This is a genomic window from Bradyrhizobium sp. USDA 4369, from assembly GCF_054056435.1.
This window is the reverse complement of record NZ_JBSRYH010000001.1, coordinates 1,112,790-1,129,960: the sequence shown is the minus strand read 5'-3', so window position 1 is coordinate 1,129,960 and position 17,171 is coordinate 1,112,790. Positions and strand designations below refer to the sequence as shown.

Here is a 17,171-nt window from a genome sequence, read left to right as displayed (position 1 = left end):
GATGCCGACGGAGAGGCTTGCGATGCGCCGTGTGCGCGATGTGATCAGGATGAAGGCGGCTGGGCTGCCGAGCCGCGAGATTGCTCGGCGGATGGGCGCGGCGCCCTCGACAGTGCGGCTGACCATCCGGCGGTTCGAGGCCGCAGGCCTGAGCTGGCCGTTGCCCGACGAACTCACGGACGCGGCCCTGGAGGCCCGCCTGTTCGCCAAGACCGGCAACGGTAACCGGCAGGGTCATCGCCGCATCGCCGAGCCCGATTGGGCGGCGGTGCACCGCGAGCTCAAGCGCAAGCACGTGACGCTGTCGATCCTGTGGGAGGAGTACATCGGCGCCGAGCCCGGCGGATACCGGTACTCGCGCTTCTGCGAGCTTTACCGCGCCTGGGAGGGACGCCTGTCGGTGACGATGCGCCAGGCGCACGCGGCCGGTGACAAGCTGTTCGTCGACTACGCGGGCGACGGCGTGCCGGTGGTGGTCGACCGCCTCACCGGCGAGCGGAGGACGGCGCAGATCTTCGTCGCCGTGCTCGGCGCCTCGAGCTTCACCTACGCGCAGGCGACGTGGACGCAGGGGCTCGCCGACTGGATCAGCGCCCATGTTGGCGCCTTCGCGGCGATCGGCGGCGTCCCGGCGCTCCTGGTGCCTGACAACACCAAAGTCGCAGTCATCAAGGCGAGCCTCTACGACCCGCAGATCAATCGCACCTATGCGGAGATGGCCGCGCATTACGGCACGGCCGTCTTGCCGGCGCGACCTCGCAAGCCGCGCGACAAGGCCAAGGTCGAGCAGGCCGTCCTCATCATCGAGCGCTGGCTGCTCGGTCGCCTGCGCCACCGCGTCTTCTACAGCCTCGCCGAGGTCAACGCAGCGATCGGCGAGTTGCTCACCAGGCTCAACGAGGAGCGGCCGATCCGGCGGCTCGGCGTGACGCGCCGCCGGCTGCTCGAGGAGATCGACCGGCCGGCGCTCAAGCCGTTGCCGGCGAGCCCCTACGTGCTCGCCGAGTGGCGGATCCGCCGCGTCAGCCTCGACTACCACGTCGAGGTGGAGAAGCATTATTACAGCGTTCCGCATCGCTTCGCGCGTGCCGAGGTCGAGGTGCGGTTCACCGCCCGCACCGTCGAGATCTTCCACAAGGGCGAGCGGATTGCCGCGCATCAGCGCATGAGTGGCAATCACAAGCACACCACCGTGCCGGAGCACATGGCCTCCAGCCATCGGCGCTACGCCGGCTGGACTATCGGGCGTATCCGTCAGGACGCCGCCGCGATCGGGCCGGCAACCAGCGCATTGTGCGACCTCATTCTCGACGAGCGCTCGCACCCCGAACAAGGCTTCCGCGCCTGCCTCGGCATCCTCAGGCTCGCCGCCTCCTATGGGCGCGAACGGCTGGACGCGGCGGCTGCGCGGGCGATCGACATCGGCGCGCGCACCTATGGCTCGGTCAAGTCGATCCTCGCCAACAATCTCGATCGGCGTCCCGCTCACCAGCGCTCCGCGGACGATGCGCCGATCCTGCATGCCAACATCCGCGGACCGCGCTACTACAATTAGGAGACCGTCCCTTGCTCACCCATCCGACCCTCGACCGCCTCAACGCCCTCGGCCTCCACGGCATGGCCAAGGCCTTCGCCGACATCGAAGCCGCCGGTGAGGCTGGCAGCCTCGGTCACGCCGAATGGCTTGCTCTGCTGCTCGAACGTGAAGCCTCGCTGCGGCACGACAAACGGCTCGCCACTCGCCTGCGCTACGCCAAGCTGCGCCAGCAGGCATGCGTCGAGGACATCGACTACCGCACCCCGCGCGGTCTCGACCGCCCGCTGTTCGCCAAGCTTGTCGAGGGCCGTTGGATCGACGACCACGTCAATCTCCTGATCTGCGGCCCGGCAGGCGTCGGCAAGAGTTGGCTCGCCTCGGCGCTCGGCCACAAGGCCTGTCGCGACAATCGCTCCGTGCTCTATCAACGCGTCCCGCGCCTGTTCGACGATCTGGCGCTCGCCCGCGGCGACGGTCGTCACCCACGCCTGTTGCGCGGCCTTGGCCGTGTCGATCTGCTGATCCTCGATGATTGGGGGCTCGAGCCGCTCGATGCCGGCGCCCGTCACGACCTCCTGGAAATCCTCGAAGATCGCTACGGTCATCGCTCCACCATCGTCACCAGCCAGCTCCCCGTGGACCAGTGGCATCTGCTCATTGGAGATCCCACCTATGCCGACGCCGTGCTCGATCGCCTCGTCCACAATGCCCATCGGCTCGACCTCACCGGTGAGAGCCTGCGCCGAACTCGGCAATCCGCCCGAAAGACCTGAGCGCCGTGGACATGCCGCTGCGCTTGGACAACGCAATCGCGTTGTCCACATGCCCACAGCAACCGCAGAAGAAGAAAAAAGGTTGAAGTCGCGATTCCAGATTGACCGCGCGGCTTGACCGATGCCAGAGAACCAGCCGGCCAGAACGCCTCGCCGCTGGGCGAGATCAAATCGGAAAGGTGGGCGACATCGTCTCGGAATCCACGGGCGACTTCATATCGGTACGCCTGGGCGACTTCGTCGGAATCCGCAATCAGATCATCGAGATCTCGTTTTTGATGGAGCGACAGCCCGACCCAAAGACTGACGGGGATATGCTCGACTGGATCGGGGACTTGCGCAAGGATCAACGTTTCTATCGCGACCGAGTCTCGCTCATGGAGAGATGCATGAAGACGTTGAATGAATATATCGCCGCCGTTCGACCGCAGGTGAACTAAGCCATGTCCAATGATAAGAAGCCTCCAATGGGGGCTGTTTCCGGTGGCTACAATCCGGATGCGCTGGATTTGCTGAAAGTCGAACGCCGCATAGATCTCCTTGAGAAGGAGAAGGCCGAGCTGGAGGCTAAATCAAAGCTCACTCCAGGCCGGAGCCAAAAACTGGCAAACGTCAACAACGAATTGGGGGAACTTGGCTGGGCTCGTGTTGCTATGACCGAGCATGTGAGAGCAAACCCCCATCAGTCGGAAATTTATGAGCGCGAGGCGGCACACGCGAAACGCGACGCAGCGAGGCAAGAGGAGGCAAAGGAACGACAGCGTCGTGAAACGGCCGCGCAAAGCGGGCAGAGCTACAGAGATACTCTCCGCGCTTATGTCGCCAGTTGGAAGAAGCGAGCAGAACCGGACTCATCGCCAGAGAAATCCAAAAACGCTGAGGCGGGTGCCGAGCCGGAATAGCTCAATCCTCGATGCGACAGATGGTTGATACGCCCACGCTTAATCGCCACGCCTGGTGATCGCTTCACGTCGTTGATGCAAGGTCTCGCGCCGGGAGTGGATTGGCATCGTTAAATCGTGTGCTGCCTAGCTGGCACTCGGACGAGTCGTGTGAAAGCAAGCACGTTGAGGTCTGAGAATATAGGCCGTTGTAGAAACTCCACGAAGTTTTGGATGAGATTTTTATAGAGCCCTGAAGGGTTGGAATGGCGCACTTATACATTGCTTCGCAACATAGGTGCGCGGCCGCCACAGCGGCCGGAAGGGGCGCGTTGCGCCCCCAAGAAAGAAGAAAGGTATGGCGTCGTATCATTTGTCCGCTCAACCAGTGAAGCGCTCGGAGGGGCGCTCGGTGGTGGCAATGGCGGCTTACCGTGCGGGGATGGTGCTGCACGACCATCGGCGGGGGGCCGTGGCGGATTACAGTCGGCGGCGCGGCGTGGTTCACGAAGAGATCCTCGTGCCTGCGGGAGCTGCTGAGTGGCTGAAGGACCGCGAGACCCTCTGGAATCACGTGGAGGCGATCGAGAAACGCCAGGATGCGCAGTTGGCGCGTGAGATCAATATTGCGCTGCCGCATGAGCTGGCGCCCGCTGAGCGGCTTGCGCTCGTTCGGGCGTATGCGCGTGAGCAGTTTGTATCCTTGGGAATGGTCGTGGATTTCGCCATCCATGCGCCCGTCCCGGAGAAGGGGGATGACCCGCGGAATTTCCATGCCCACCTGATGCTGACGTTACGGCAGGCGACGGCGCTCGGGCTACGGCGGGTGAAGACGCGGGAGTGGAACAGCGATTCCATGTTGTTGAAATGGCGTGAAGCATGGGCGCGGATGCAGAACGACGCCCTGCGGGGAAGGGGCCACAAGGCGCGGGTTGATCATCGCAGCCTTGCGGCGCAGAAGGCCTCCGCCCTAGCCCGTGGTGACCGGCGTGGAGCCCGTGCTTTTGATCGATTGCCGGAGGTGCATGTTGGACCGAAGGTCCGCAATGCGCGGGGGCGCGTGCCTCCGAGCCAGGACAAATTGGTGGGGCCAGTCCGCCAGCGGCAATATGGCCCTCAAGTCCGCCGTAACGTGCTTTATACGCGTTTTGACCAGGGCAGTCGGGCGCAGTTCAACGCGGGGCGGCTGCGCTTGAATGCGGCCCGGCTGGAGCGGACGGCCAAGGCCGTCCAGTTGCGGATTGCGCGGCTGAAGGTCCGACAGGTTTATTATGCGAAGCGCATCCGCGAGTCCGAGCGGGTGGAATATCGGGGCGAGGACCGAGCATCAGCATGGGAGCGGACCTTGCACGCCCGCAAGCGGGCGGCGCTGGTCCAGTGGATAGTCGCAGAGCTCGACCGGCTGTTCTATCAGTTGATGGGGCTACGGGAGAGCCAGTTGGTCCGCTGTACGCTATGGGCCAACCGTCTGTACTTCTGGCGCCAGCGGCGCGAGTTGTCGCTCGGCAGGGTGATGTGAGTGGTCACGCCATCGCGGGCCAGGTGTCATAGGCATTCCACCAGCGGACATGGCGCCAGGCGCGGTAGTTGACCTTGCAGGCCAGCACCGGGAATCTCAAGATATCGCTACGAAACAGCACCAGCGAGCAGCGGCCAGGGAGCCGCAGGACCTCGGCTGGGTCGAGCAGCCAGCGGCTGGTCTCCGACATCCCCATGGAATAGCGCTCCTGCGGGTCGGCGCTGGAGCGCGAGGTGCCCTGGTTGCGGGCGAACAGGGTTGCCTGGCCGATGAGCTCTGAGACGAACCGTGCGGCCTCCAGGTCGGCGACGTTGAAGAACACCTTGCAGGTGGCGTTGGCCAGGAACGAGCCCCAGCGGCGGTAGAGTTCGCGCAACTGGCTCATGTCCTGAAAGACGAGAAGGGGGGTGCAGTAGGCGCGCAGGTACCCTACCCCGCGTTCCAGCGGCTCGAGGCTGCCGAGCGCGGCGGCTTCATCAAGAAGGAGCAGGACCTTGCGTTTGGGTCGGGGCAGGTTCTTGGCGCGGGTGAGCGCGTTGATGACGCAGCCCACCATGACTCTGAGGAAGCTGGCGTAGACCGAGAGCTTCTCCTCGTCGACCACGAGATAGAGCGTGGTCACCTGGGTGATCAGCTCGGAAAGCTGGAACGTTGACCTGCGGCTGATCTCACCGGCAGGGCTGGCGGCAGACCAGACCCGGGTGGCCTTCTCGACGTTCGACAGGACGCTTCGGTACTCTTCGCTGCCTTCCATCGCCAGAAAGCTGCCTGCCAGCTCGCAGGCGGCGGAGGTGCCCTCCACCGCGATGGTGTGCAGCAGCGCCTTGAGCGACTCGGGCTGGAGGGTGGAGAGTGTGCGGAGTTGCGCCATGGTCTGCAGTTCCGGCTCCAGGCGCACCACGTACATGATCAGGCAGGCGAGCAGGCCTTCGGCCTTGCTGTCCCAGTGCGACTCCTTGCCGTCCGGTACCACCATCAGCCGCGCCAGAGCTTCGGCATCGTCCTTTTCGTCAAATCCGCCGACGCGGATCATGTCGAGCGGGTTGAAATGGTCGGAGGCGTACGGGTCGCTTGTGTTGAGGATCCGGACTGCGCCGAATGACAGGCGACGTCGTCGCGTAATGGCGCTGTTCTCGCCCTTGATGTCGGTGCAGACCACCGAGCCCTGGTAGTCCAGCAGGTTCGGGATTACGACACCGACCCCTTTGCCCGCGCCCATCGGCGCGAACACGGTGATCATCCCGTCCCTGTTGAATCGCAAAAAAGAACGGCCGATACGGCCGACGATTGGTCCCTGTCCTCGCCGTACGCCCGACCAGAACATCTCCCATCGGCTCGCGAATCTCGCCGTTCCGAGTGCGCCGCCGGGGTTGAGCCCGCCCCAGCGTCTCAGGGATCTGATTGCGCGATATAGCAGGACAATGATGAACACGAGAACACGCACCGCAAGACGCGTTGCGAACCACAACAGTTTGACGAGCCCCCACAGCATCCTCATGCGTGCGAGGGTGAACCTCCAGTGCAGTATTACCAAGCTTGGCAGTAGCCGATTGCAGGATACCCCTGTGTCGATCTTGCCACGATTAGCTTTGGCACCAAGGGCGACTGTCAACTGATGTGTGCTTATGGTACAATTACGAATTGAATCATTTGCCGGCATCAATTTACCGACAAAGGCGCGGCATATTTCAAACGAGAAGATCGAGCGTGCATGGGAGAGAAGACGAACCGGCTCAGCATATTTCTTATTAAGGGAGAGGTGGACTCGTTCGACGACGTCATCGATGACGGCTGCTCCCATATCGAAATTACAGGCTTGGGACGCTTTTACTTCGAAGATTCACACGACAACGAGCCCGACTGGGTAAAAGGTTTCTTCCTGAACGAAATAGAGGGAAGGTGCCGGATTTTCACAGCAGGCGCACGAGGTGTATTTTTGGTGCCGGTTCAGTCCGGCGATCACGAGCGGATGTTTGCAATTTCCTTCGGATACGGGCGTCATCTTTTGAAAGACGGAGTAATTGAAGAGCGATTTGGTCTGAAGGTTGTTCTGAACAGCGTTGAGCACACCAGCTTGAGAAGCATATCGAAAACATCGCTCGGTTCCATCCCGAAGCAGAGTCGAGAGCAAATGAGCCGCGAAGGAGAAGCGGCAAGCTTCGGCATCGACATCGAACAGGACCTGATTAGCGAGGTTACAGGTCGCTCCAAGCACACAGAGCTAGGTAAAAACGTTACTGGAAAAGACAGCCTCTCGGTGTCCGTCAAAGTCGATATTTCGGACATAAAAGAGTTCCTCCCGAAGTGCATGCGACATTATGAGAGTGATGCCTACAAGGAGCACTTCGACTGGATTTGAAGTGCTCCCCGAAACTAGGCCAACTGAGGCTGGAATTTTCCGGGGTTATGAAGTGCTCCCCGAAACTAGGCCAACTGAGGCTGGAATTTTCCGGGGTTAGGCTCATGCCGGCGGGGGCGCCGATGAGCCATTCAACAGCGAAATCGGCGCCTTGTTGCCGATCGCGCTATGTGGCCGGACCTCATTGTAGTCTCTACGCCAATCCTCCATTTTCTGCCGGGCATCGTCAAGGCTCAGGAACCAGTGCGTGTTCAGGCACTCGTTTCGGAACTTGCCATTGAAGGATTCGATGAAGCTGTTGTCGGTCGGCTTGCCTGGCCTGGAGAAGTCGAGAATGACATTCTTCTGGTAAGCCCAGATGTCGAGATCGCGGGAGATGAACTCCGACCCCTGATCGACGCGAATAGTCTTGGGGTAGCCGACGGCCTTGCAGACGCGTTCCAAAGTCAGCACGACATCCTCGCCTCGATAGCTGAAGCGCGGATCGACGGCTGGTGAGAAGCGACTGAAGGTATCGACGATCGTAAGAACCCGGATCTTGCGGCCGGTAGCGAGCTGATCGTGAACGAAATCCATCGCCCAAGTCTCATTGATCTGAGATGCGTCGGTACGATCCTCGCGCAGCTTGGCCTTGACGCGACGTCTCGGCGTTTTATTGCGCAATTGCAGGCCTAATTCCCTGTAGAGACGATAGACGCGCTTAACGTTGACGGCCCAACCGTCACGTTGCAGCAGGACATGGACCCGGCGATATCCGTATCTCACCCGCGTCTGGCAGACGTCCTTGATCCGATTTTTAAGGGCGGCCTGGTCGCCGCGCTTCGACTTGTAGACGTACAGTGCGCGATCGATCCGAAGCGTCGAACAGGCCCGCCTGATCGAGACCTTCCAGTCGCTCCGCACCTTGTCGACAAGCTCCCGCTTGCGGCCAGGCTTCAGAGCTTTTTTGAGAGCACATCCTGCAGCATGGCCTTGTCGAGCGACAAGTCCGCAACGATCCGCTTGAGCTTGGCGTTCTCCTCCTCGAGTTGGCGCAGCCGCTTCATCTCCGATGGCATCAGACCGGCATACTTCTTCTTCCAATTGAAATACGTCGCCTGGCTGATCCCGGCCTTGCGGCAAACCTCCGCAACCGCCGTACCGTCCTCAGCCTGCTTCAGAACAAATGCGATCTGAGCCTCCGAAAACTTCGATGCCTTCATGGAACTCTCCTCTGTCCCGGGTGGGATCATAAGTGGAAAATTCCAGTTCAAACTGGCCTAATTTGGCGGGGGCACGTCAGATTGATCAGATCCAGGACGTAAGAAATCCGGTGCGCTGCGCGGAGTTGAACGCGTGGCTTGTGAACAAGCTAAAGGATGGTGATCTTGAGCGCATTTGGATGGCGCCGCCCACCATCATAGATTGGGTGGACGTTGAGGGATTCAGATATCTAAGCAAGAAAAGGGCAGACATCCATCCGGATTTGGATGTTCGGGAATTCTTAGTCAGTCTGGATGGAGCTGAACTAAATCTCGACCTTCTCAAGAGCAAGCATATCTATGCAATCTCAAGCCGCACGTCGGATGTAATTGAGAATTGGAGCGCGTTCAAATGCCTATATGCAGAGGCTCGCCTCAATAACCTCGTCTACATTTTGAACAACGGAAAGTGGTACGAGATTGCGGCGAACTTTACCCAGCGTGTTCTCGACGATTTTGTCAGCATTCCCGACTCAGGGCTTCAACTTCCCCACTATACGGCAGATCACGCCGACGAGGGTGAATATAACTTGGCGGCAACCGGCGCCATTCAGAGGGCCTGCTGCTTGGATAGAAAGATGATCCCGCACGGTGGAGCAAAGAGTACAATCGAATTCTGTGACATACTTACCGCCGACAGAAAGCTTGTTCATGTGAAGAGATACAGTGGTTCAGCTCAGCTCAGCCATCTCTTCAATCAAGGTGCCGTATCCGGGGAGCTCTTTCTTTCGGACGAAGATTTCCGACAGAAGCTAAATGAGCAACTGCCTGATGGATATAAGATTGACCATAGGCGTCGCCCGACGCCGGGCGATTACGAGATTGTCTTTGCAATTATCAGCAAGTCAAATAACGCGCTGGATATTCCATTCTTCAGCAAGGTGACCATGCGGAGCGCGCGCAGACGTTTGGAGACGTTCGGCTATCGGGTAACAAAGAAAAAGATCAGTATCCTCCCGGCGGCATGAGGCAGTTGCTAGTTTCTAATTATCGTGTTTCCAGGTTCAAACAGCGCGTACTATTGGACCGGGCTCTAGTCGCCCTGCGTCTTGGCCCTACGGCAACGATCCTTCGCGTAAGGCATATAGAGTCCTTCGGCCGGGGGCGCTCGGTCCCGTCTCCCGCCTGACGGCGGCGCTATGCTGAGACTCCTGCGGGCGCCCTTTCAGATCGGCCTCAGGGCTGCACTCGGTCCCGCGCCCGGCTGTGCCGCCGCTATGCTGGCGCTCCTGCGGGTGCGCTTTCTCTTAAGGGGAAGGGGTGCACCGCGCCCGCCCCGCGTCAAGGGTCGAGACGAGCGGCAGAGCCGCCCTTGACGCGGGTCGGACCCGGCGCAAGGGGCTGGGCATTGCCAATGCCGAGGTCTCGGCATTGGCGCCGGAGACACAGGAGGCAGGCAAAAAGGGCAGCTAATGGAGAAAGTCGCTTGCTAAGCCCTTTGTCGAGAATAGCTTCGGAGAGCATTAGGAAAGCTGTTCAGAATGAAGCTTGCACTCGTTGCGGGTGAACGTACCGAAGCGGTCGCTGGAGCACGCGGGATATGCCCGTCATGTGGCGGTGAGGTTATAGCTAAATGCGGCTCTTATAGAGTTTGGCACTGGGCGCACAATGGCGCGCGGGATTGCGATTCCTGGGCAGAGCCCGAAACTGAGTGGCATCGTGCCTGGAAAAATCGGTTCCCAGTCGAATTTCAAGAGTTCATACAGTACGACGAGAACTCTGGAGAACGGCATATTGCCGACGTCCGCACCAGTCATGGACTCGTGCTGGAATTTCAGCACTCGCATCTTAATCCCGACGAGCGAGCCGCGCGTGAACGCTTTTACGGCAATATGCTCTGGATTGTTGATGGCGCCCGCTTGAAGCGGGACTACCCACGATTTGTCAAAGGCAGAGAGGGACTCAGAGCCGTTATTGACGGATACTTTCTTCTAGCGTTTCCCGAAGAGTGCTTCCCCGAGATGTGGATTTATAGCACCGTACCTGTGATTTTTGATTTCCGGAGCGCCGATGCGATTACTCCGTCCGACCCATACAAGAATGTTCTTTGGTGTCTGCTGCCAGGGCGCGCGGAAGGCAACGCGGTAGTTGTGGGCATGTCCCCCGATCAAATCGTAAATGAGATATCCAGCCGCTCACAACTGCTTCCGGTCGAGGCGATTCTTGCCACCCTTTCTCAAGGCGTGCGTGAGCGGCGTGCCCCACAGTACCAATCAATCGCCGGACCAGGTATTCGGTCGTCTCCAAGAGGCCGCCGTTCTTGGCGCTTATAGTTCGCTCTTAGCTCCGCAGCTTACTTTCAGAGCTATTCGTTTTTATTTTTGAGCGAGTAGTAGCGTTGGAACAGATTCATCCAAACCAAGTCTACAAGATCGCGAACGTTTCGAGCTTCCGGTGTCAGGATCTCCTGCTTCTCAAACGCGGTGTGGAGAGCTGTACGCATCCGGTGAAGACCACGGGCGGAGTAGCCCGCGCGGAGTATCCATCCGGCCGAGACCGCGGCAGATCTGTTACGCGATTTGCCACGCGACGTGATCGTATCGTGCTCCGTCATTGACGAAGAAGTACGCAATCGCTTTGTAGCATTCTTCTAGATCTATGCACCAGGATAGGGGATGCTCGTCGACCTGCCCGTTGGAGAGTGTGTAAGCGCAGGTTCCCTGATGGTCTGGGTTACCCTTTGTCACGACGCCGCTATCGCCATTGAACCGCAGATACATAAGCCAAGCGTGGCTACCATTGCGCAGCATGGCTAAGGACTGACCGTTCGGTACCGATATCCAGAGTTCGAACTGCGGTTGCTTGTCGATGCGATCCAGAGCAAGGCTCAGATGCTCGACAGTGGCAATCGACAAGTCAGTTCCGTTAAACGTGATCTTCATCTGATCAGGCAGCGGCGACAAGGGTTCTGGGTTTTGACCAATTCCACGGCAGCAGCTCGTCGAGCCTCGACGCCGGATGATCATTGATCCGCAGCAGCACGTCCGTCAACCAGGCCAGCGGACCGATGCCGTTGAGTTTGGCGGTCTGGATCAGGGTGTAGATGGCGGCGGCACGGCGGCCGCCATCGTCGGAGCCGGCGAAGGTCCAGTTCTTGCGGCCGACGGCCACGGCGCGCAGCTCGCGTTCGGCCGCGTTGTTGGTCATGCACAGCCGGCCATCGTCGATGAAGCGCGTGAACACCTCCCAGCGCTTGAGGCTGTAGTCGATCGCCTTGGCGGTCTCGCTCTTGCCGGAGAGCTTGGCGCGGCGCTCGTACAGGAAGGCATGAAGCTCATCGACCAGCGGGCGGCTGCGCGCATGGCGCGCGGCTTTGCGCTCGTGGGCCGGCAGACCGTTGATCTCGCGCTCGATCGCAAACAGGGCGTCGATCTTCGCGATCGCTTCGATCGCGATCGGCGCCTTCTTCAGCCGCGCGATCTCGAAGAACTTGCGCCGTGCATGCGCCCAGCAGCCGACCTCGATGACCGGGCCCGGCTTCCGCGATGGATCGTAGAGCCTGTTGAAGCCGGCATAGGCGTCCGCCTGCATCGGTCCGGCATAGATCGCAAGATGCGCCTCTGGATGGGTGCCGGAGCGGTCGGGCGAGTAGAAGAACGCGGCGGCCGGCGGCGCGTGCCCGGCGAAGGGCCGATCGTCGCGCACATAGGTCCAGACGCGCCCCGTGCGCGTCTTGCCCTTGGCCAGAACCGGCACCGTGGTGTCGTCGGCATGGATGCGCTCGGCAGCGAGTACATGCGCCTTGATCGCCTCGACCAGCGGCATCAATGTCGCCGCCGCCGCGCCGACCCAGTCGGCCAGCGTGGAGACGTCCAGCATCACACCTTCATGCGCATACGTCGTGCTCTGCCGGTTGAGGGGCAGGTGCAATCCGTATTTGGCGAACAGGATGTGCGCGAGCAGACGCGGTCCAGCGCGCCCGCGCGAGATCGGATGGAACGGCGCCGGCGGCTGGCTGATCGCCTCGCAGGCGCGGCAGGAGAACTTCTCACGCACGTGCTGGATCACCTTCCACTGCCGCGGCACGAGCTCCAGCGTCTCGGTCACGTCCTCGCCGATCTTGCGCAGCCTGTCGCCGCCGCAACACGGGCAATGGGCCGGCGCGGGATGAACGATGCGCTCCCGCGGCAGGTCTTCGGGCAGCGGCCGCCGCGCCGGACGCCGCCGCTCGAATGGCTGCACGTCTATCTTCGCGGCCTTGGCGCGTTCGGCTGCCAGCTGCGCATCGGCTTCGGCCTCCGATGCATCCTCCTCGAGGTCGGCGAGTTCTAGCTCGAGCTGATCGAGCACCGAGGCGCGCTCGGAGGATTGGCCGTGCTGTTCGTGCTTGAGCTTGGCGATCGTGAACTTCATCTGCTCGATCAGCAGCGTGCGGGCGCGGACCTCGGCTTCGAGATTGCGTGCCTTGGCTTCCGCCGCAAGCTGGGCCGCCTGGCCGGCGAGCACCAGCGCCTTCAGCGTCGCGACATCATCAGGGAGCGAATCGGCTGTGATCATCACAGAAGATGGAATCACAGCTCCGCCCGGTACGCATCAGTGCCGTGACGTTCGAGCGCTCAACCAACAGCTTCCGGGCGCCACGTCCGCTGCGGATGCCGCCAGTCGATGCCTTCGAGCAGATAGCCGAGCTGGGCCGGCGTGATCGTCACAGCTCCGTCCACAGCCTGTGGCCAGATGAAGCGGCCGCGCTCCAGCCGCTTGGCGAACAGGCACATGCCCTGGCCATCGTGCCACAGCACCTTGATCAGTCCGCCGCTGCGGCCGCGGAACACGAACAGATGGCCGCCATGCGGATCTCGCTTCAAGGTCTCCTGGACCAGCAGCGCCAGGCCGTCGAAGCCCTTGCGCATGTCGGTATGGCCGGTCGCCAGCCAGACCTGTGTGCCCGAGGGGATCGGGATCGTCATCGCGAACCCGCCCGGAGCGCCGTGATCACCGCCGTCACCGTCGCGGCATCCGCCGCGCCGCTGATCCGGATCTTGGTCTCAGTCCCGATCTCGACTTCGATCAGCCCCTGAGGCGGAGCTGCCGCTGCGTGAAGATCGCGATCGGCTGCAATCGTCACAGCGGCGAAGCCGGGCACGGCAGTCTCCTTGCCGCACAGCTGCCGGCGCCAGCGGAACACCTGGCTGGAATGCACACCAAACGCGCGCGCCACGCCCAGGATCGTCGCACCCGGCTGCAACGCTGCAGCGACGATGCGCTCCTTGTCAGCCCGCGACCAATGCCGCCGTCGCCGCTCCGACGTGATCACTTCAACTTCCGCTTTGGCCATAGGACTAGCTCCAGGACTAGTCCTATGGCTTCGCGAAGCCTCACTGCCGACGCAAGGTGGCCGTCACCGGGGGCTTACGGAGAGCTTCAATTCTGGAGAGTTGCTGGATTTCCTTGTCGCCACGCTTGCTCGCTGCACAATCGGCCAGCGCAGTTGCAAGGTCTTCGAGTAAGCTATCGCTGCATTTCGCAAGGGTGAGAGAGGCAAGGCGTACAGTAGTCAGCTGCGGACCAGGATCGATAACACTACCAACGAACCGATAATGTTCCAGCGCCCGTATAGTAGGTGCCAAGCCCAGCAGGCGGTCGCTGGCGGTTCCTGACTTGCTTTGCAATGAGTCACAGAGTTTCTGAAAGCGTTCATTGTTGGAAACGAATCTCTCGCGAAGTTTAGCGCGCTCGGCGAGGTCGATTCCCACGAGCACAGTGCTCACGCACAGCTGGAAGATATGTCGACCATAAAGCATTAGAGAGCCGAAAATGCCAGAAGTCTGACGTTTGCCACCCGCATAGAAATATTGATCGCGCACATCTCCTTCATGTGCCACGCGCGAACGTGCGTTGTAGAATTGCTGCGCCCACTCGTCGAGCCTCTCCGTACGACCGAGCAGAAGAGAGATCGCGTCAACCAGTCGATCGGTCTTTGAAGACTCGGGTAGGCGCAGCAGAGTTTCGAATGCTACGGCCAGATTCAGAAGGGCTTGGCTCTGGCTTAGTCCGCTTTCGTTGGCGGCGTTGAACCAGCGCAGAGCTGAAAAGATGCGCAAGGATGTCGGTGTTTCCGGCTTTTCCAGAAGGTCAAGCAGCAGGTGGTGGTGGGGAAGTCCGACCATCCGATGCTCGAAGTCAGCGTAGAGGTCTTGCGAGATGTTCAGCGTTATGTGCGGTTTGGAGCCGTAGACCCGAGAGCCTGGCTCGACCCAGAAGGAGTGGCGAAGGTTGTAGAGACCATTGTATCCGGGAACATTGTGACCGGGGTCCGGCTCTGGACCAGGGCCAGGTGCGACGCTTCGAGTATGATGTTGTGGGCGGGTAAGAAATACTGTAGCGCGACGATCAGGATGAGAACTGGGCGTCAATCTGGATGAGAAGATTGGGGCCGGGATCCTGGGATCATTGTCGCGGACGTCCGGCTTGGCAAGTGCTGATTGACGCTGGGCGACAATCAGCGGTGCGGCAGCGTCAATCAGCGGAGCTTTGAACCTCCTTCGGCGTAGCATGGACTGGTGGCCGGCTGGCGCCGCGCTTGCGGCCGAGGGCGGCCTTGCGGCGGTAGCTCTCGACGTTCATCTCGATGATCGTGGCGTGGTGGACGAGGCGGTCGACGGCGGCGAGCGTCATGGCCTGATCGGGGAAGATGCGGCCCCACTCGCCGAACGGCTGGTTGGCGGTGATCAGGAGCGAGCGCCGCTCGTAGCGGGTGGCTATCAGCTCGAACAGCACGCTGGTCTCGGCCTGATCCTTGGAGACGTAGGTGATGTCGTCGAGGATCAGCAGGTCATAGCGATCAAGCTTGGCGATCGCGGATTCCAGAGCCAGTTCACGCCGCGCCACCTGCAGCTGCTGCACGAGGTCCGTCGTGCGCGTGAACAGGACGCGCCAGCCGTTCTCGACGAGGGCAAGCCCGATCGCCGCGCTGAGATGGCTCTTGCCGCCGCCGGGCGGACCGAACAGCAACAGATTGGCCCCGGTCTCGAGCCAGACGTCACCTGCGGCGAGTGCCATCACCTGCGCCTTGGACAGCGTCGGCACGCTCTCGAAGTCGAATGTCGCGAGCGTCTTGCCCGCAGGCAGGCGTGCCTCCGTCATGTGCCGCTCGATGCGGCGACGGCCACGATCGGCCACCTCGTGTTCGGCGAGCGTGGCGAGGAAGCGCGCCGCGGGCCAGCCTTCCTTGTCAGATTGCGCGGCGAGCTTTGGCCAGATCGCCTTGACGCTCGGCAAGCGCAACTCTGTGAGAAGGAGTTCGACACGCGCGGCATCGATGGATGTGGTCGTGCTGGTCATGCTGCATCTCCCGTATTCGAGGTTGCCGGCACGAAGCCGATGGACGCCAGTTCGTCGTAGGCGGCGAGCGGTGCGAGCTCGACGGCGACGTGCGGGATCGCGGCCTGCTCCGGGCGAAAGCGGATGCGCAACGCGGCAAGGTCAGGCAGCCGTCCCGCATCGAGATCTCTGGCGACGATCTCGGCAAGCTCTGCCTCGCAGGCCCGCTCGTGAGCGAGGGCGAGAAGCTCGACCGTCACCTTGCAGGCATGACGATCGTCATATCGTTCCTGCAGAGTCTCGAACGCGCGTCGATAGGCGGCCCGTGGGAACAGCTGATCGCGATAGACGAGATTGGCGAGCGCCATCGGCTTGCGCCGCAGGGCGTGGATGACGTGCCGATAGTCGACGACATGTCCGCCCTTTTTGTCCGACACCGGACGACCACGACGCAGCGTCGCGACCTGCGTGGTGCCTATGAAGCATTCGAGGCGATCATCGTAGATGCGCACGCGCAGACGATGACCGATCAGCTTCGACGGCACCGTGTAGAACACGCGGCGCAGGATGAAGCCGCCCGACGAGGTCACGTGGATCACCTTCTCCTCGAAGTCACTGCTGCGACCTCTCGGCAGTGGCGCCAGCGTCTCCTTCTCGATTGCGATCCGCTTGACGAGATGGGCGTTGCGCCGGCCGACGACCATGTCGACGAAGGCGCGATAGGCATCGAGGTCGGCGAAGTCGCGCGTCCCCCGCAAAAGCAGCGCGTCCTCCAGCGTCTTCTTGAGATGGCCATGTGGGCTCTCGATCGAACCGTTCTCATGCGCGATGCCGGCATTGTTGCGGGTCGCCACCATGCCGTAATGCCGCATCAGTTCGTCGTAGCGTTGCGTGATGTCCTCGCGCGCATCGATCGTGAGGTTGCGGAACGCTGCCGACAGGCTGTCGCTGCGATGCTCTCTGGGGACGCCGCCGAGCGCCCACAGCGCATTCTGCAGGCCTTCGGCCAATGCGACGAAGCTCTCGCCACCGAGCACGACATGGGCGTGCGCGAAGCCGGAGAACGCCAACCGGAAGTGATAGAGCCGGTGGTCGAGCGCCACGCCCGCGATGGTGATACCCAGCACGCCGGCATCGGTGAAGTCCGACAGGCCGAGCCGCCCGGGCTCATGCTCCTGGCGGAAGATGACGTCCTGCTCGGGCCCATTGAAGGCGCGCCAGGCCGTGATGCGCCGCTCCAGCGTGCGGCGGATGTTGGGATTGAGATCGGGATGGCGCCGGCGCAGCTCCTCCAGCACACCGACCGCCCGGATACCCGGTGCGGCCTTCAGGATCGGCTCGATCTCGGCGTCCCAATAGGGCGCCAGCGGATCAGGCCGCCGCCGGCCACGCGGCTCCTGCTTCTGCGACGGCAGCCGCGGATCGGCCTCGATCCGGTAGGCACTCGCCGTCGAAAACCCGGCTTTGGCCGCCGCGGCCTCGGCCGATAACGTCAATCGGTAACTCATGTATAGCCTCATCTGGTGGTCGGTGATGTGGAGGCCAGGCAAGCCGTCGATCCTCTCTTGTCGAGACGAATCAACAGCTTGCGCTAACCACAC

17 protein-coding genes are annotated in these 17,171 nt (G+C 61.5%); 8 read left to right on the top strand and 9 right to left on the bottom strand.

The genetic code is table 11. From position 1 onward, the window contains the following. The first annotated feature begins 22 nt into the window (after positions 1-22). The 5 genes from istA (ACVIJ6_RS05325) (at position 23) to mobQ (ending at position 4,710) form a co-directional block, all read left to right on the top strand. The gene (gene istA, locus ACVIJ6_RS05325) at positions 23-1,555 is read left to right on the top strand and encodes an IS21 family transposase (protein ID WP_083780767.1); all 1,533 of its coding nucleotides are present in this window, start codon (positions 23-25) and stop codon (positions 1,553-1,555) included. 11 nt (positions 1,556-1,566) lie between these two features. Then, entirely contained in the window at positions 1,567-2,310 is a 744-nt protein-coding gene (gene istB / locus ACVIJ6_RS05320) for an IS21-like element helper ATPase IstB (protein ID WP_012041725.1), read from the top strand. A gap of 101 nt (positions 2,311-2,411) precedes the next feature. After that, positions 2,412-2,750, top strand: a complete 339-nt coding sequence (locus ACVIJ6_RS05315) for a hypothetical protein (protein ID WP_456771803.1) — start codon at positions 2,412-2,414, stop codon at positions 2,748-2,750. A gap of 3 nt (positions 2,751-2,753) precedes the next feature. Beyond that, positions 2,754-3,212: a hypothetical protein gene (locus ACVIJ6_RS05310; protein ID WP_456771802.1), complete on the top strand. Its 459-nt coding sequence runs from the start codon at positions 2,754-2,756 to the stop codon at positions 3,210-3,212. Positions 3,213-3,549: 337 nt separating this feature from the next. Continuing rightward, positions 3,550-4,710 (top strand): MobQ family relaxase, encoded by a 1,161-nt coding sequence (mobQ, locus tag ACVIJ6_RS05305; protein WP_456771801.1) that lies wholly within the window; start codon positions 3,550-3,552, stop codon positions 4,708-4,710. 4 nt (positions 4,711-4,714) lie between these two features. On the opposite strand, the gene ACVIJ6_RS05300 is transcribed toward mobQ, so the two are convergent. Further along, a complete protein-coding gene (locus ACVIJ6_RS05300; RefSeq protein ID WP_456776906.1) occupies positions 4,715-6,034 on the bottom strand; it encodes a type IV secretory system conjugative DNA transfer family protein in 1,320 nt (439 codons plus the stop codon). 387 nt (positions 6,035-6,421) lie between these two features. On the opposite strand from ACVIJ6_RS05300, the gene ACVIJ6_RS05295 reads away from it, so the two are divergent. Continuing rightward, complete coding sequence (locus ACVIJ6_RS05295; RefSeq protein WP_456771800.1) at positions 6,422-7,069, top strand: DUF6119 family protein; 648 nt, start codon at positions 6,422-6,424, stop codon at positions 7,067-7,069. 102 nt (positions 7,070-7,171) lie between these two features. On the opposite strand, the gene ACVIJ6_RS05290 is transcribed toward ACVIJ6_RS05295, so the two are convergent. Next, positions 7,172-8,271, bottom strand: a protein-coding gene (locus ACVIJ6_RS05290; RefSeq protein WP_456771799.1) for an IS3 family transposase whose coding sequence is annotated in 2 segments (ribosomal slippage) — positions 7,172-8,019 and positions 8,019-8,271 — 1,101 coding nt in all. Because the reading frame shifts where the segments join, the coding sequence is not laid out codon by codon here. Between the two features lie 32 nt (positions 8,272-8,303). Between ACVIJ6_RS05290 and ACVIJ6_RS05285 the strand changes: the two genes are divergently transcribed. Next, entirely contained in the window at positions 8,304-9,278 is a 975-nt protein-coding gene (locus ACVIJ6_RS05285) for a TIGR04141 family sporadically distributed protein (RefSeq protein ID WP_456771798.1), read from the top strand. Positions 9,279-9,791: 513 nt separating this feature from the next. Then, on the top strand, positions 9,792-10,583 hold the full coding sequence (locus tag ACVIJ6_RS05280; protein ID WP_456771797.1) for a competence protein CoiA: 792 nt from the start codon (positions 9,792-9,794) through the stop codon (positions 10,581-10,583). Between the two features lie 237 nt (positions 10,584-10,820). Here ACVIJ6_RS05280 and ACVIJ6_RS05275 read toward each other — a convergent pair whose 3' ends face one another. The 7 genes from ACVIJ6_RS05275 to istA (ACVIJ6_RS05245) form a co-directional block, all read right to left on the bottom strand. Next, entirely contained in the window at positions 10,821-11,165 is a 345-nt protein-coding gene (locus ACVIJ6_RS05275) for an Imm1 family immunity protein (protein WP_456771796.1), read from the bottom strand. A 31-nt stretch (positions 11,166-11,196) separates the two neighbouring features. After that, a complete protein-coding gene (gene tnpC / locus ACVIJ6_RS05270) occupies positions 11,197-12,807 on the bottom strand; it encodes an IS66 family transposase (protein ID WP_456771795.1) in 1,611 nt (536 codons plus the stop codon). A 59-nt stretch (positions 12,808-12,866) separates the two neighbouring features. Further along, on the bottom strand, positions 12,867-13,217 hold the full coding sequence (tnpB, locus tag ACVIJ6_RS05265; RefSeq protein ID WP_316167519.1) for an IS66 family insertion sequence element accessory protein TnpB: 351 nt from the start codon (positions 13,215-13,217) through the stop codon (positions 12,867-12,869). Continuing rightward, positions 13,214-13,585, bottom strand: coding sequence for an IS66-like element accessory protein TnpA (tnpA, locus tag ACVIJ6_RS05260; RefSeq protein WP_456771794.1), 372 nt, complete (start codon positions 13,583-13,585; stop codon positions 13,214-13,216). Before tnpA ends, tnpB begins: the two co-directional genes overlap by 4 nt. Positions 13,586-13,625: 40 nt before the next feature. Continuing rightward, positions 13,626-14,417 carry a hypothetical protein gene (locus ACVIJ6_RS05255; RefSeq protein ID WP_456771793.1) on the bottom strand — a complete coding sequence of 264 codons (792 nt, stop codon included), beginning with the start codon at positions 14,415-14,417 and terminating at the stop codon, positions 13,626-13,628. Positions 14,418-14,766: 349 nt separating this feature from the next. Next, entirely contained in the window at positions 14,767-15,591 is an 825-nt protein-coding gene (gene istB, locus ACVIJ6_RS05250; RefSeq protein WP_456771792.1) for an IS21-like element helper ATPase IstB, read from the bottom strand. Beyond that, a complete protein-coding gene (gene istA / locus ACVIJ6_RS05245) occupies positions 15,588-17,120 on the bottom strand; it encodes an IS21 family transposase (protein WP_456771791.1) in 1,533 nt (510 codons plus the stop codon). The genes istB (ACVIJ6_RS05250) and istA (ACVIJ6_RS05245) overlap by 4 nt, the downstream gene beginning before the upstream one ends. Between the last annotated feature and the right edge of the window lie 51 nt (positions 17,121-17,171).

Coding starts and splice junctions, on each gene's coding strand:
- tnpB (WP_316167519.1), bottom strand. CDS start 13,217: ATGACGATCCCGATCCCCTCGGGCACACAGGTCTGGCTGGCGACCGGC.
- ACVIJ6_RS05255 (WP_456771793.1), bottom strand. CDS start 14,417: ATGGTCGGACTTCCCCACCACCACCTGCTGCTTGACCTTCTGGAAAAG.
- istA (WP_083780767.1), top strand. CDS start 23: ATGCGCCGTGTGCGCGATGTGATCAGGATGAAGGCGGCTGGGCTGCCG.
- ACVIJ6_RS05295 (WP_456771800.1), top strand. CDS start 6,422: ATGGGAGAGAAGACGAACCGGCTCAGCATATTTCTTATTAAGGGAGAG.
- tnpA (WP_456771794.1), bottom strand. CDS start 13,585: ATGGCCAAAGCGGAAGTTGAAGTGATCACGTCGGAGCGGCGACGGCGG.
- ACVIJ6_RS05300 (WP_456776906.1), bottom strand. CDS start 6,034: ATGTTCTGGTCGGGCGTACGGCGAGGACAGGGACCAATCGTCGGCCGT.
- ACVIJ6_RS05310 (WP_456771802.1), top strand. CDS start 2,754: ATGTCCAATGATAAGAAGCCTCCAATGGGGGCTGTTTCCGGTGGCTAC.
- tnpC (WP_456771795.1), bottom strand. CDS start 12,807: ATGATCACAGCCGATTCGCTCCCTGATGATGTCGCGACGCTGAAGGCG.
- istB (WP_456771792.1), bottom strand. CDS start 15,591: ATGACCAGCACGACCACATCCATCGATGCCGCGCGTGTCGAACTCCTT.
- ACVIJ6_RS05280 (WP_456771797.1), top strand. CDS start 9,792: ATGAAGCTTGCACTCGTTGCGGGTGAACGTACCGAAGCGGTCGCTGGA.
- mobQ (WP_456771801.1), top strand. CDS start 3,550: ATGGCGTCGTATCATTTGTCCGCTCAACCAGTGAAGCGCTCGGAGGGG.